Genomic DNA, 14527 nt, shown 5'->3' with positions numbered 1-14527 from the left:
TCAAGGATGATCTCACCGAAGATGACCCGTCGCAGTGTGCTCGGCGCTCTCGGCATCGGCACTCTCGCCGCCACCGCCGCGGCCTGTTCGAGCGACAGCGGAGGCGGCGCGGGAGGCGGCGGAGGCGGCGAGGGCGCCCTGTTCGTCGTCGGCGCCACGGTCACCGCCACCAATCAGTTCGCCAGGAACTTCAACCGCTACGGCGGCGGCGATACGGCGCCGGGGCTCGACCTCGTCTACGAGCCGCTGTTCCGCCTGTCCTCGAAGGACGGCGGGCAGCTGCTGCCGATGCTCGCCGAGTCCGCAGAGCACTCCGAGGACGGCACGGAGGTCACCTATCACCTCCGCAAGGGCGTGACCTGGTCCGACGGTGAACCTTTCACCTCGAAGGACGTGCTGTTCACGCTGGGCTCGATCTACGGGACCCCGAACCCCGAGCCCGCGGAGGACGAGTTCGTGTGGCTCTCCGCGCCGATCGAGACCCCGGACGATCACACCGTGACCGTGAAGTACAACGAGGACCAGCGTCAGCAGGAGGTGAATCTCGCCCTCTACTACCCGATCGTGCCTGCGCACATCTACCAGGACGGGGACCTGCTGGAGTTCCCCCAGGACATCATGGAGGACCCCATCGGCACCGGACCGGCGACCCTGGAGTCCTTCGACACCCAGCTGGTCACGTTCGCGATGCGCGAGGACTACTGGGGCGGCACCTCCGAGGTCGGCCAGCTGCAGTTCGTCCCTTCCGGCCAGGCAGGGAATATCGAGACCCAGATCAGCCAGGGCGAGGTCGACTTCGCGGAGGGCGGCGCGCCCGGCGTGGTCAACGGCTTCATCGGCATGGCGGAGACCAACAAGTACGCGTGGATCGCCGATGGCGCCTCGGAGGGGATCATCTTCATGACCGCCCGTCCCGAGTCGCCGATGGCCGACGAGAACATCCGCAAGGCCTTCCGCGCCGCGGTCGACTACACCTCGGTGATGGAGGCCTCCGGCATCGGCTACACCATCCCCAACGCCGCGGGCGTGGACCCCGTGATCAACGAATCGCTCCAGCAGCCTGAGTTCAACGAGCCGATGACGCTGGACGCCGAGACGGCGAAGGCGGCGCTCGAGGAGTCCGACTGGAGCGTGAACGCGGCCGGCAACCTGGAGAAGGACGGCACGGAGCACCCGCTGAGCCTGCAGATCCAGAACGACAACCCGACCTTCATGGTGACCATGCCGATCGTGGTCTCCAACTGGCTGGAGCACCTCGGTGTGAAGGTCGCCTTCGACCCGAAGCCGAAGGACGTCATGGACACGATCCTCTCCACCGGAGAGTTCGACCTGGTCGCCACGGGGCTGGGCTATCCCGGCTCCCCCTGGTCGAACTACACGATGTACGACCAGCCGATCCTCCCCATCGAGGAGGAGACGACCAATGGCAACTGGGGCCGCTGGGCCTGGGACGAGGAGGCCGAGGAGAAGATGCAGATCCTCGTCTCCACCCTCAACACTCCGGAGACCCAGGAGCAGATCGCCGAGGGCGTCCAGGGCGTCCAGCAGGCCTTCCTCGAGCAGGCGCCGCATGCTCCCGTGCAGGGCGGCGGCACCGGCGTCATGTACTCGGAGGTGAACTGGAACGGCTTCCCGGATCCGGCCGACGTCGACTACTTCCCGCGGGTGACCGGCATGGGCAACATGACCCAGCTGCTGATGGCGATCAAGCCCGTCGGCTGAGCCTCGCCTCCGGCGGTCCGCCGCTGCGGCCGACGGGGCCGACCCTCCTGCGAGGGTCGGCCCCGTCGGCCGTTCTTCGGTGCGGTCCGCCGGCTGCTGCGGGGACCGTGGGTGTCAGCTGCCCCGCAGGTGCTGCGAGAGCAGACGCGTCCAGGGGTACTCGGTCGCGGTGATCTCGTCATCGAGGAAGGCGACCCCGTCGCGATCGATGGCATAGGAGAACACCCCGGCCTTGGTCTCGCCCGCAGGCTGCCACTGCGCATAGGCCAGGGCCCGGGAGTCCTCGACGGGCTCGGAGGTGTCGTCCCAGCGGTTGAGGTCGAACTCCTCGTAGAAGGAGAATCCGATGAGGTAGCGCTCGGCCGGGATCAGGGGGGCGAAGGTGTCCCAGGTGGGCTGCAGCGTCTCGAGCTTCCGTCCGTAGGCCTGCACGAGCACGTAGTCGTACAGCTCCGCGGTGTCGCGGAAGACGGGCTCGTCTCCGCCCAGGTTGGTGTCGTAGATCAGCAGCGAGTCGGTGCCGGACTCCTTGCCGAGCAGCCGCGACAGCTCGTGGAAGACGGCGGCGGCGCGGTCGGCGGCGGCCGGCTCGAGCCGGTTCTCCATGTCGACGTCCAGGCCGTCGAGGCCGTGCGCATGGACGAGCTCGCCCACCAGCTTCTCGGCGAGGGCGCGGTGGCCGCTCGGGGTGTCGGGGAACGCCGGGTCGAGGAGGGTGCCGATGTCGGTGGTGCGCACCACGGCGGTGCCGCGCTCATGCAGCGCCGGCACGTACTCCTCGCGCAGCACGTCCCAGAACGGGTTCTCGGGCGGGGTGAAGTCCGGGAACACGAAGGCGACATCGACCTCGGCGGGGATGTCGCCGAAGCAGTTGGGCTTCGCGGGGTCCGCGACCCGGTCGTGCCAGGTGCGGAAGTAGGCCATCTGCAGGTCGGTGCGGGGATACGGGCTGGCGGCCATGGCGGCTCCTCGGTGCTTGAACGGTTGAGTGCCCATCGTTCCATGTCGGGGTCGAGGGGGGAAGCACCACAGCGGGAGGCGCCGGGCCCGGACCGGCCTGCAGGCACCGGTCCCGTGGTGGGCGTGCGGGACTCAGCCGCGCCGCATGACGCGGGCGAAGGGCTCCAGCCAGGTGTCCAGCAGCTCCCAGGTCTCCTGCTCCCCCAGCACGTCGGGAGCGTCGCACCAGGCGGACAGCGATGCTCCCAGCACCGGGTCGGGCGTTCCCGCGGGGACGGGCGCCACGTCCAGGTGCTGGTCCTGGGCGGCCAGGCCCATGAAGCGGCGCGGGGCGAAGGTGTCCTCGAGCAGGCCGAAGCGGCGGCGGCCGTGGGGCTCGGGCAGGCCGTCCCCGGAGAGCACGAAGTACAGCAGGTCCCCGTTCGAGTTCACGACGCGGTGGCCGGAGTCGAGGTAGTCATGGACCGAGGGGGTCCACTCCCGCCACCGGACCCACACATCGACCACCACGTCCGAGGAGATCGGCACCTGCGGCTGCTCGGAGGCCGGGACCACGTGGTCGTTCCACAGCAGCGGGATCCGGCCGAGCTCCTCCGCCCGGGCGGCGAGGGCGTTGACGAACAGCGCATAGGAGTCCAGCGCCGTCGCTGCGGGCCCGATCTCGCGCCGGGCGTGCTCGACGAGGCTCGGGAAGCGCTCGGGGTGCTGCTCGTCCTCGCCCTCCCAGGGCGCGGCGAAGAACTCGTCCCCGCCCAGGTGGATCGCGTCCCCCGGGAACAGCTCGGCGGCCGCCTCCAGCAGGGCGAGCGCGAACTCCAGCGCCTCGGGGCGGGAGACGTCCAGTCGGTCCTCGTGCACTTCACCGTGCCGGTCCGTCAGCCGCAGGTGCTCGCGGCCCACCAGCAGCGCTGCGGCGTGGGAGGGGAGATCGATCTCGGGGATCAGCGCGACCCCGGCCGCAGCGGCCGCCTCGACGATCCGGGCCACGTCGGCGCGGTCCCACGCGTCCGCGGCGGCGAGCTCCTCGAATCCCGGCAGCTGCACCCCGACGCGGTAGGTCTCGGTGAGGTGGAGGTGCAGCGCCGTGAAGCCCAGCGCGGACATCCGCCCCAGCAGGCCGATGACCCCGTCGGCGCTGAAGGCCTTGCGGCCCACGTCGAGGTTCAGCCCCACGTAGTGCGCGGTGGCCAGCCCGCTTCGAGGGACCGTGCCGGGGCCGGTCTGTCTGCTCATGATGCGCTCCCTCTCGGGTTCTGTGCGTTCTTCGCGTGTCGAGGGCGGGGTGCTCATGCGCGCAGCACACCTCCGACGGCCGTCTCGACCGCAGCGATGCAGCGCCGGCGGGCCGCACCGATCTGCTCGGCGGTGAGGGTGCCCTCGACCGAGCGCAGGCGCACCGCGAAGGCGAGCGACTTCTTCCCCTCGCCGATCTGCTCGCCGGTGAAGACGTCGAAGAGGTGGACGTTCTCGGCGAGGTCGCCGATGCCCACCACGATCGCGGCCTCGACGGCCGCGGCCGGGACGTCCTGCTCGACCACGAAGGCGAAGTCCTCCTTGGCCACCGGGTAGGTGGGCACCGGGCTCGCAGCCACCACGGCCGGGGCCGCGGCGATCAGCGCCTCGAGGTCGAGCTCGAGCGCACTGGTGCGCGCAGGCACGCTGAACTCCGTGACCACGGCGGGATGCAGTTCACCGGCGTGACCGATGACGGTGCTGGTCCCGTCGGCCGCGAGCACCCGCAGCTCACCGGCACGGCCGGGGTGGAAGGGCGCGTGCTCGCACTGGCGCACCTCGAGCTGCGCACCGACGGCCGCGGCAGCGCGGCGGGCCAGGTCGAAGGCATCGGCCCAGCCCCAGGGGGCGACCGCCCCCTGCCAGGAGTCCGGGCCCGAGGACCCGCCGACCACGGCGGCGAGGCTGCGGGTCTGGAGCGGCAGGGTGGCGAGCACCTCCTCGAGCTCGGCGTCCGTGGGGCGCCGCGCCGCGGCGGGCACCGGGGCCCGGGACCCTTCGCCGCGGGAGAGCGCGGTGGTGCCGAGCTGGAAGATCGCCACCGACTCCTCGCCGCGGCCGAGGTTCCGCCGGGCGATGGGCAGCAGGGTCTGCAGCAGGGAGCTGCGCATCAGCGGTTCGTCGTCGGCCAGCGGGTTCAGCAGGCGCACGGCGTCGCGGCGGGCGTCCGCGGCCTCGTAGCGCAGGGCGTCGAAGATGCCCTCGCCCACGAAGGGGTAGGAGGTGACCTCGATCAGGCCGGCCTCGGCCAGCGCCCGGTTCGCGGCCCGGCGGGCGCGCTGGGCCCGGGTGAGGCCGCGGCCCCCGGGGGCGGTGGGCAGCAGCGAGGGGATCGTCTCGTAGCCGACCAGCCGGGCGATCTCCTCGATCAGGTCCTCGCGGATGGTGAGGTCCGGGCGCCAGGACGGCGGGGTCACGGCGAGCGTGCCGTCGGATCCTTCCTCCACGCGGCAGCCGATCATCTCGAGGCTGCCGCGCACCTGCTGGGGCGTGTAGGCGATGCCGACCACGCGCTCGGCGTCGCCGAGCGGGAGCGCGATCGGGGCGGCCGGCGTCGGCGCGCCGCCCTCGTCGGTGATCGACGAGGCGATCTCACCGCCGCCGAACTCCACGATCAGCTGGGCGGCACGGTGGGCGGCCACCTGCGGCAGCTGCGGGTCCACGCCGCGCTCGAAGCGCTTGGAGGCCTCCGAGGGCAGGCGGTGGCGACGTGCGGAGTGAGCCACCGAGATCGGGTCGAAGGTCGCCGCCTCGAGCACGATGTTCGAGGTGCGGGGCGAGACCTCGGTGGACTCGCCGCCCATCACCCCGGCGATGCCCAGCAGGCGGGCGCCCTCGCCGCCGTCGCTGTCGGTGATCAGCAGGTCCTCGGGATCCAGCGTGCGGGTGACGTCATCGAGGGTGGTGAGCTGCTCGCCGGGCTCGGCCCGGCGCACCACGATCGGAGCCACCACCTCGTCCGCGTCGTAGGCGTGCAGCGGTTGACCGAGATCGAGCATGACGTAGTTGGTGACGTCCACGATCAGCGAGATCGGGCGCATGCCGGCCAGGGTCAGGCGGCGGGCCATCCAGCGCGGTGTCTGCGCCGCAGGGTCCACGCCGTGCACCTCGAGGGCCACGAAGCGGGAGCAGCCCTCGGCGCCCTGGAGCGGGGCCCGGTCGCGCAGCTGCACGGCCGTCCCGCCGACCGGGGCCTGCGGGATCTGCACGGAGGCGGCCGGGTCGGTGAAGGAGGCGCCGGTGGCGTGGGAGTACTCGCGGGCCACGCCGCGCATCGAGAAGCAGTACCCGCGGTCCGGGGTCACATTGATCTCGACGACCTCGTCCGCGAGGCCAAGCAGGGCGATCGCGTCGTCCCCGGGCTCACCGGTCAGACCCTCGGCGTGGCCGCGGCCCAGCACGATGATGCCGTCCTCGCCGGAGGGGTCCTCCCCCAGGCCCAGCTCCTGGCCGGAGCAGATCATGCCGTCCGAGGTGTGGCCGTAGGTCTTCCTGGCGGCGATCGCGAAGTCGCCGGGCAGCACGGTGCCGGGCAGGGAGACCACGACGAGATCGCCGTCGACGAAGTTGTGCGCGCCGCAGATGATGCCGCGGCTGGGGCGCTCGGCACCGGGCTGGGGGTCCGCGGGGTCGTCGAGCTCCTCGTTGTGCTCGGGGCCGACGTCCACGCGCACCCAGTTGATCGTCTTGCCGTTCTTCTGCGGCTCCTTGACGAGCTCGAGCACGCGGCCCACGACGAGGGGCCCGGTCACCTGAGCGCCGAACAGCGCCTCCTCCTCGAGACCGATGCGGGAGAGGTCGGTGGCGACCTGCAGGGCGGAGACGTCGGCGAGCGGGCCGGTGTGCTCGGCGAGCCAGGTCAGGGGAATGCGGGGCATCTCAGATCTCCGTACCGTAGTGCTGGGAGAAGCGGACGTCGCCCTCCACGATGTCGCGCATGTCCGCCACGCCGTTGCGGAGCATGAGGATGCGCTCGATGCCGAGGCCGAAGGCGAAGCCCTGGTACTCCTCGGGGTCGACCCCGGCCGCGCGCAGCACGTTCGGGTGGACCATGCCGCAGCCGCCCATCTCGATCCACCCGGTGCCGCCGCACACCCGGCAGCTCGGGTCCGCGTCATGGTCGAGGCCGTGGCGCGCCTCGCAGCGGAAGCAGCGGAAGTCCATCTCGGCGCTGGGCTCGGTGAAGGGGAAGTGGTTGGGGCGCAGACGCGTGATCGGCGTGCCGCCGAAGATGTGCGCGGCGAAGGCGTCGAGGGTGCCCACGAGGTTCGCCATGGTCAGGTCCTTGTCGATCGCGAGACCCTCGACCTGGTGGAACATCGGCGAGTGGGTCGCGTCGATCTCGTCGGCCCGGTAGACGGTGCCCGGGCAGGCGACGTACAGCGGGGCGCCGCGTTCGAGCATCGCCCGGATCTGCACCGGGGAGGTCTGGGTGCGCAGCAGCATCCCGGACCCCTCGGGCGCCACGTACAGGGTGTCCTGCAGGGAGCGGGAGGGGTGCTCGGGATCGGCGTTCAGGGCATCGAAGTTCAGCCAGGAGGACTCGATCTCCGGGCCCTCCTCGATCTCCCAGCCGATGCCGACGAAGAAGTCGTTGATCCGGTCCTGCAGCACCGTCAGCGGGTGCGAGGCGCCGCGGGGGCGCAGATCGGTGGGGAGGGTGACGTCGACGGTCTCCGCGGCGAGCGCCGCCTCCTCCTCCGCAGCGGTGAGCTCGCTCTGCCGTGCGGCGAGCTGCTTCTGGACCCGGCCCTTGCCCTGGCCGACCAGCTTGCCGGCGGCGGCCTTCTGGTCCTTGGGCAGGTCCTTGATGGCGCGGTTCGCGCTCGAGAGCACGCTGGCATCGCCCACGTGCGCGATGCGGACCTGCTTGAGCTCGGCGGTGGTGGCGGCCGCGGCGATCGCGGCGAGGGCGGCATCGACGGCGTCGCCGATGGTCGCCTCGTCGATGACCGGAGCGGCGGGAGTCGAGGGGGACTCGGACACGGGTATCGCTTTCGTCCAGGGGGCAGGAGGGTGCATGCGCCGCGGTGCGGGAACTGCGGGCGCGGGCACCGCGGACCATTCTAGGAGCCCCGACGGTCCTCGCGTGCGCGGGCGGTCCGCACGGCGAGACGGCATACCCTCGACGGCCCTCGATGCGCCGCTCACGGCTAGGCTGGCGGGGAACCCCCGACCTCGAAGGAGGCCACTGTGACCTGGACCGTGAAGGGCGTCGTCGCCCGTGCTGAGAAGCAGCCCGCAGAGCTGCTCGACATCGTGATCCCCGACCCCGGACCGCATGACGTCGTCGTCGACATCGCGGCGACCGGCGTCTGCCACACCGACCTCGCCTACCGCGACGGCGGCATCAATGACGAGTTCCCCTTCCTGCTGGGACATGAGTCCGCCGGCCGCGTCTCCGCGATCGGCGGGTCCGTCACCCATGTGGAGGTCGGCGACTACGTGGTGCTGAACTGGCGCGCCGTCTGCGGCGAGTGCCGGGCCTGCAAGAAGGGCGTGCAGCAGTACTGCTTCGACACCCACAACGCCTCGACGCCCATGACCCTCGTCGACGGCACGGAGCTGACCGCGGCGCTCGGCATCGGCTCCTTCGCGGAGAAGACCCTGGTCCATGAGGGCCAATGCACGAAGGTCTCCGAGGACGCCCCCGCCGAGGTCGCCGGCCTGCTGGGCTGCGGTGTGATGGCGGGCATCGGTGCGGCGATCAACACCGGCCAGGTCCAGCGCGGGGAATCCCTCGCGGTGATCGGACTGGGCGGCGTGGGCTGCGCCGCGATCGCCGGCGCGAAGCTCGCCGGCGCCACCACCATCATCGGCCTGGACGTGGACGAGAAGAAGCTCGCCGCCGCGACGGAGCTGGGCGCCACCCACACCCTGCACACCGCGGGCATGTCCCCGCAGGAGGTGGCCGAGAAGGTCCAGGAGCTCACCGACGGCTTCGGCGCGGACGTGGTGGTCGACGCCGTCGGCATCCCGCAGACCTACGAGACCGCCTTCTACGCCCGCGACCTCGCCGGCCGGGTGGTGCTGGTGGGCGTGCCGCGTCCGGGGGTGGAGCTGACGCTGCCGCTGCTGGACGTGTTCGGTCGCGGCGGGGCGCTGAAGTCCTCCTGGTACGGGGACTGCCTGCCCGAACGGGACTTCCCGTACCTGATCGACCTGTTCCTGCAGGGCCGCCTGCCGCTGGACCGCTTCGTCACCGGCCGCACCGACCTCGCCGGCACGGACGCCGCGCTGGACGCGCTGCACGACGGAGACACCCTGCGCACCGTGGTGGAGGTGGCCCGATGACCGCTCGACTCGCACACGCCGTCACCTCCGGCACCTTCAGCCTGGACGGTGAGACCCATCAGGTCGACAACAACGTGTGGGTGCTCGGCGACGACGAGCAGTGCGTCGTCTTCGACGCCCCGCACGACGTGGAGACCGTCGAGGACCTGGTCGGCGACCGGGAGTGCGTGGGCATCCTGCTCACCCATGCCCATGACGACCATGTGCGGATGGCGCCCGAGCTGTCCGAGGCGCTCGAGGCGCCGATCCTGCTGAACCCCGCCGACCGGGAGATCTGGCAGCTCACCCACGGCGATCTGCCCTGGGACGATCACGTCGCCGACGGGGACATGTTCACGATCGCCGGGGTGAACCTCGAGGCGATGCACACCCCGGGTCACTCCCCCGGCTCCACCTGCTACTACTCCGAGGAGCTGGGTGCGGTGTTCAGCGGCGACACCCTGTTCCAGGGCGGCCCGGGCGCGACCGGACGCTCCTTCTCCTCACGGGAGACGATCGAGGAGTCCGTGCGCGAACGGCTGTTCGCGCTGCCGGAGGACACGGTGGTGCACACCGGTCACGGACCGGACACCACCATCGGTGCCGAGAAGCGGGCCGCGCAGGGCGACTGGCTCTGAGTCCCGCTCACCTCGCCGCGTGAGCGGCTCCGGCGCGTTCCGCGTCATGGACGGCGGCGGTCATCTCCGATGGCTGCCGCCGTTCTGCATGCGGTGATCATCCCGCCTGCCGGTCCCCTGCTGCGCCTGCACGTGCACCCGCACCCGCACCCGCACCCGCACGAACGTCACGACGGTTCACGAAACCGCAGTTCAGCACGCATTCGAGGTTATCCACAGCCCCGTCGTGCGTCGGACTCCCCTTGTAGAACAGGACACGTATTCGACGCACCGGCGCGACGGACGCGGCGCGGACCACGAGGGGGGTGAGAGGCGATGGGCGAGTTCGACGAGGATCCGGCACCGCTGCTGCTCGCGCCCCCGAGCCGCGAGTCGGCGGCGGCGTTGTCCCTCGCGGCGGCGCGGCGGCGACGGCGCCGTGCGGCGACCCGTGAGAACGTGCGCCGGGTGAGCGCGCAGCGCTCCCCTCGCACGGCCCGGCTGCTGGCCGAGCTCTGGGACTCCGGCGCGCAGGACTCCCGCCGTCTCGCCGAGCGGTACCGTGCGATCCTCGAGACGACGCATGATCCGCTGGCTCCCGGGGAGCTGTCCCGCGATGCCGTCGCGATGGAGGAGCTGCACCTCTCCCTCGCGATGCGCTGCACTCGGAACCAGGCGGCGAGCATGATCCGTGAGGCCCACCGCATCGGCACGCTGCTCCCCCTCTCCCTGACCCGTCTGGGCCGCGGCGAATTCCCGGTCGCCTGGTTCGAGAAGCTCCTGGAGCGCACTCGAGGGCTCGAGGACGATGCGCTGCGGGTGCTGGACGTCGAGCTGTCCGGGATCGATCTCGCCGTCGCGCCGGAGGCGTTCTCCCGCCGTCTCGGCCATCTGCTCACCGCCGCGATCTCTCGCAGCCGGGTGCGCGAGGACGCGCGTCCGGAGAACCGACGGCGCGTGGTGATGGATCCCCCGCGCCCGGACGGCACCGGATGCCTGCGCATCATCGGCCCGCTCCCCGAGATCCTCGATCTCGCCCGGCGGCTGGACCGCTCCGCCCATGCCGTCCAAGACGCCCAGCGCTCGGCCTTCCTGCAGGGCACACCGCTGCCGGTCGATCCGGGAGGGTTCGTCGAGGCGACCGGGTCGATCCCGCCGCTGGCGCGGGCCTGCTACGACATCCTCATGAGCACCCGGCTCGAGACCGCGGGCATCGAGGTGCCCGCGCCCCGCTTCCGCATGAACGTGACCGTCCCGATGCTGACGCTGCTGGGCGAATCCGACGCCCCGGGGATGCTCGACGGCACGACTCCGATCCCTGCCCAGATGGCGCGGGAGCTCGCCGGGGGCGAGGACACCTGGTACCGGATCCTCACCGACGCCACGACCGGGAGCTATCTCCCCGTTCCCGCCGACCGCTATCGACCCACCGCTGAGCAGCTCGCGCACCTGCTGCTGCGACACCCCACCTGCGCGGTGCCCGGCTGCGCACGTCCCTCCTCCTTGCTCTCCGAGGCAGACCACATCGAGGAGTTCGACCACGAGAGGCCCACCGAGGGCGGGTCGACCGAGGTGTCGAACCTGCATCAGCTGTGCCGCGAGCACCACCGGTTGAAGACCCTCGGGCTCATCGACCCGGTGCGCGACGACGAGGCGGGAACCACCTGGTGGGACGCCTCGGGACTGCTCATGAGCATGCAGGAGGACGGCAGGGAGCTCGCCACCGATCAGGTCGTCGCGGAGATGACCGCCGCCTGGGAGCAGTACGAGGGTGGGCGGCTGATGCGCGCGGCGGCGGCATCCCGCCGGCACCGGGTGGCGGAGCAGGGCCTCGCCCCCGGCGACGAGTGCACCGGACCCGACGGCGAGGAGGGCTGGTGGGTCGGTCATGACGGCGATCTCCACCCGCCCGGTGATCCGCCGCCCTATTGATCAGGCGGACGGGTCCGATGTCGTCGACGCGGGCCGCTCACCGTCGCCGCGCCCGCTCCCGCTCCGACCGCCGTCGCCGCGCTCATCGTCGCCGCGATCGCTGCCGCCCCGACCGCCGTCGCCCCGCAGGCTCGCGAGGTATGCGTTGTACGCCGCGAGCTCGGCCCCGCCATCGCGCTCCGCCTTGCGGTCGTACTGGCGCGCTCGGCGGTCATCGGACTGCATCCACATCGCCGCGACGATGATCGCGTAGCCGACGGTCGGGACCTCCGAGATCGCCCACATGATGGTGCCGCCGCGCACCTGGATCAGCTCGAGCCGGTTCAGCGAGTACATCCCCAGCTGGGTGTACCAGTCCTCCGCGACCAGCCAGGTCGCCGAGACCATGGCCACCCCGAAGAAGGCGTGGAAGGCGAGGGTGACCAGCAGGGTGATCAGCTTCAGCACCGGGTTGATCGGCTTCTGGGAGGGGTCGATGCCGATCAGCACCCAGGCGAACAGGTAGCCGGAGGCGAGGAAGTGCACCGTCATCAGCACATGGCCGAGGTGGTGCCGCATCGCCATCTCGAACAGGGGCGAGAAGTAGAACAGGATCAGCGAGCCGACGAAGATGAACCCGGCCACCGGCGGGGAGGAGACCACACGGGAGTAGCCGGAGTGCAGGGCGGCCAGCACCCATTCGCGGACGCCGCGGGAACCGTCGGTGCGGGGCGCGACCGCACGGGACAGCAGCGTGACCGGGCCGCCCAGCACCCACAGCGGCGGCACGATCATCATCATCGCCATGTGCTGGATCATGTGCGCGTCGAAGCGGAACTTGCCCCAGGCGGCCGCGCCGCCGTTCAACACCCAGGCGAAGGCGAGGCAGCCGGCGAGGAAGCAGGCCGTGCGGATCCACGGCCATGCGTCCCCGCGACGGGTCAGTCGCACCACGCCGGTGAGGTACAGGCCCGCCATGGTCACGGCCAGGGCGAGGGCGATCCAGTCGGGCTGGACCACGGTGAACAGGGCCGCGGGCGAGAACTCCCGCTCCGGCGGGAGGTAGCCCACCAGGGACAGCACCCGCAGCTCCCCCACGGCGGGGATCTCCTGCGGGACGGGTGGGGCGGAGCGGCCCAGCGCGATCGAGGCCCCGATCACCATGGCCATGATCAGGCCCTCGCTCATGGCGAGGTGGCGGAACCGGACCCGCTCGCCCAGGCGGTGCCGCTGCAGGGCGCCCAGCAGGGCGAGGGTGAGCAGTCCGATCGCCTTGAACAGCACCACGCGGCCATAGCCGGTGGTGAGCAGCTCCGTCCAGTGCGACATCCGGATCCAGGCGCTGATCAGCCCGCTGAGCGCGAGGCCGGTCACGGCCGCCAGCGCCCAGGGCGAGAACCGGCGGATCGCGGTGGCCATCTGCGTCTCGTCCATCCGGGCGCTGAGCAGGAAGAGCACCAGCAGACCACCGGCCCAGACGCTGACCGCCACCAGGTGCACGGACATGGCATTGACGGCGTTGATGTGGTCGAGGCTGGAGCCGGCATGCCCGGCGAGCCCCAGCGCGGCGGCGCCGAGCCCGGCGAAGGCCAGTCCCCAGCAGGCCAGCACCGTGGAGCGCGCGAGCGTGAAGGCGAGAGCGGACAGCGCGGCGAGGACGGTGATGCCGAGCTGGATCCGGCCCAGCTCCCCGCCCAGCGCCACGGCCCAGACGTCGAGGTCGGTGCCGGCGCCGGTGGCTTCCAGCCCTCCCAGGGGCACCAGGGCCAGGGAGGCGACCGCCCACAGCAGCGCCCCCGCGGCGCCGAGGCGCACGGCCCGACGGCGCAGCGGATCCAGGGTGGTCACCTTCCGGCGGCCGGGCCCCGGCAGCAGCAGCACCGCGGTGCCGCCGGCCCCGATGGCGAGCAGCAGGCCCAGGTGGTGGACGGCGCGCACCGCCGGTAGTCCCCAGGTGACCAGTGGAGAGGCGGGGACCAGCTCAGCGGGGACGAGGGCCCCGGTGGCGGCCATGCCCGTGAGGGCGGCGGCGACGGTGAGGAGCAGGAGGAGCGGAAGGGTGAGGGCGCCGGCGCGCTGGGAGACGGCGTTCATGCCCCTGCCTGTCGGCGGCGGAGCGTCTCGAAGAGGCAGACGGTCGCGGCGGTGTGGACGTTGAGCGACTCGGCCTGCCCGGCCAGGGGGATCCGCACGGTCAGCGGGGCGGCGGCGAGGGTGGCCTCGTCCAGTCCGTGCGCCTCATTGCCGAGGATCCAGGCGATCCGCGCGGGCAGCTCGACCGTGAAGAGCTCGGAGGCGGCGTACCCGCTGGTCGCGGCCGCGGTGAGGGAGGTGGCGGCGAGCTGTGCGAGCAGGTCCTCGATCTCGGCGCCGGTGATCACGGGCAGGTGGAACAGGCTGCCGGCGGCTGCGCGCACGGCCTTCGGGGAGTACGGATCGGCACTGGTGCGCGTCAGCAGCATCAGATCGGCGCCGGCGGCGTCGGCGGTGCGGATCAGGGTGCCGACATTGCCGGGGTCCCGGACCTCGTGCAGCACGACGACGGTGACCGCCCCGCCCGACGGCAGCGCGCCCAGGGCTGCTCCGGCGGCTGCGGGGTCCTCGGCGGGCAGGGCGCCGACGGCGACGACCCCCTGCGGGGACACCAGGGCACCGGAGGGGTCGGCGCTGCGAGGGGTGTCCGCGTCCCCCTCCCCCGAGGCGCCGGTCGCCGCGGCGTCGCGCACCAGGGCGCGCAGGATCTTCTCCTCGACGGTGCGTACGGGCGCACCGGCGGACCGGGCCAGGTCGACCAGCTCGGGATGGTCATCGGCCGCGCGCGCGGTGAGGAAGACCTCGCGAGCCAGCTCGGGGCGGTGCGCCAGCAGCGAGCGGACGGACTGCGGCCCCTCGATGCGGAATCGCCCCTGCTTGCGACGCGCAGAGCGCCCGGCCAGTGCCGCCACCTTCCGCACCCGCTCGGAGCGGGGGGAGGTGAGCGGCGACTGGTCCGGACGCTCATTCATCGCAGTTCTTCGCAGATCGTGCCGCGA

The 14527-nt window shown here is 71.9% G+C and carries 10 protein-coding genes; 4 read left to right on the top strand and 6 right to left on the bottom strand.

Going from position 1 to position 14527, the window contains the following annotated elements; all coding sequences use genetic code 11:
• Positions 1-6: 6 nt before the first annotated feature.
• Positions 7-1722 carry an ABC transporter substrate-binding protein gene (locus CFK38_RS08035; RefSeq protein ID WP_096802613.1) on the top strand — a complete coding sequence of 572 codons (1716 nt, stop codon included), beginning with the start codon at positions 7-9 and terminating at the stop codon, positions 1720-1722.
• A 114-nt stretch (positions 1723-1836) separates the two neighbouring features.
• On the opposite strand, the gene CFK38_RS08030 is transcribed toward CFK38_RS08035, so the two are convergent.
• From CFK38_RS08030 to pheS, 4 genes are all read right to left on the bottom strand, one after another.
• The gene (locus CFK38_RS08030; RefSeq protein WP_096802612.1) at positions 1837-2682 is read right to left on the bottom strand and encodes an EndoS/ChiA family endoglycosidase; all 846 of its coding nucleotides are present in this window, start codon (positions 2680-2682) and stop codon (positions 1837-1839) included.
• A gap of 132 nt (positions 2683-2814) precedes the next feature.
• The gene (locus CFK38_RS08025; protein WP_096802611.1) at positions 2815-3915 is read right to left on the bottom strand and encodes a family 20 glycosylhydrolase; all 1101 of its coding nucleotides are present in this window, start codon (positions 3913-3915) and stop codon (positions 2815-2817) included.
• Positions 3916-3968: 53 nt separating this feature from the next.
• Positions 3969-6572: a phenylalanine--tRNA ligase subunit beta gene (gene pheT / locus CFK38_RS08020; protein ID WP_096802610.1), complete on the bottom strand. Its 2604-nt coding sequence runs from the start codon at positions 6570-6572 to the stop codon at positions 3969-3971.
• A gap of 1 nt (position 6573) precedes the next feature.
• Positions 6574-7680 carry a phenylalanine--tRNA ligase subunit alpha gene (gene pheS, locus CFK38_RS08015; protein WP_096802609.1) on the bottom strand — a complete coding sequence of 369 codons (1107 nt, stop codon included), beginning with the start codon at positions 7678-7680 and terminating at the stop codon, positions 6574-6576.
• A 207-nt stretch (positions 7681-7887) separates the two neighbouring features.
• On the opposite strand from pheS, the gene CFK38_RS08010 reads away from it, so the two are divergent.
• The 3 genes from CFK38_RS08010 to CFK38_RS08000 all read left to right on the top strand — a co-directional run bounded on the left by CFK38_RS08010 (position 7888) and on the right by CFK38_RS08000 (position 11516).
• The gene (locus CFK38_RS08010) at positions 7888-8988 is read left to right on the top strand and encodes an S-(hydroxymethyl)mycothiol dehydrogenase (RefSeq protein WP_096802608.1); all 1101 of its coding nucleotides are present in this window, start codon (positions 7888-7890) and stop codon (positions 8986-8988) included.
• Positions 8985-9605, top strand: a complete 621-nt coding sequence (locus CFK38_RS08005) for an MBL fold metallo-hydrolase (RefSeq protein ID WP_096802607.1) — start codon at positions 8985-8987, stop codon at positions 9603-9605. The genes CFK38_RS08010 and CFK38_RS08005 overlap by 4 nt, the downstream gene beginning before the upstream one ends.
• 315 nt (positions 9606-9920) lie before the next feature.
• Positions 9921-11516: an HNH endonuclease signature motif containing protein gene (locus CFK38_RS08000; RefSeq protein ID WP_096802606.1), complete on the top strand. Its 1596-nt coding sequence runs from the start codon at positions 9921-9923 to the stop codon at positions 11514-11516.
• Here CFK38_RS08000 and CFK38_RS07995 read toward each other — a convergent pair whose 3' ends face one another.
• Together CFK38_RS07995 and CFK38_RS07990 are read right to left on the bottom strand one after the other, a co-directional pair.
• Positions 11517-13589, bottom strand: a complete 2073-nt coding sequence (locus CFK38_RS07995; protein WP_096802605.1) for a bifunctional copper resistance protein CopD/cytochrome c oxidase assembly protein — start codon at positions 13587-13589, stop codon at positions 11517-11519.
• Positions 13586-14500 carry a TrmH family RNA methyltransferase gene (locus CFK38_RS07990; protein WP_096802604.1) on the bottom strand — a complete coding sequence of 305 codons (915 nt, stop codon included), beginning with the start codon at positions 14498-14500 and terminating at the stop codon, positions 13586-13588. Before CFK38_RS07990 ends, CFK38_RS07995 begins: the two co-directional genes overlap by 4 nt.
• Positions 14501-14527 lie beyond the last annotated feature (27 nt).

The sequence above is a fragment of the Brachybacterium vulturis genome (genome assembly GCF_002407185.1).
Lineage (GTDB): Bacteria > Actinomycetota > Actinomycetes > Actinomycetales > Dermabacteraceae > Brachybacterium > Brachybacterium vulturis.
The sequence above is the reverse complement of the archived record's forward strand: the minus strand, read 5'-3'. Positions and strand labels throughout refer to the sequence as shown.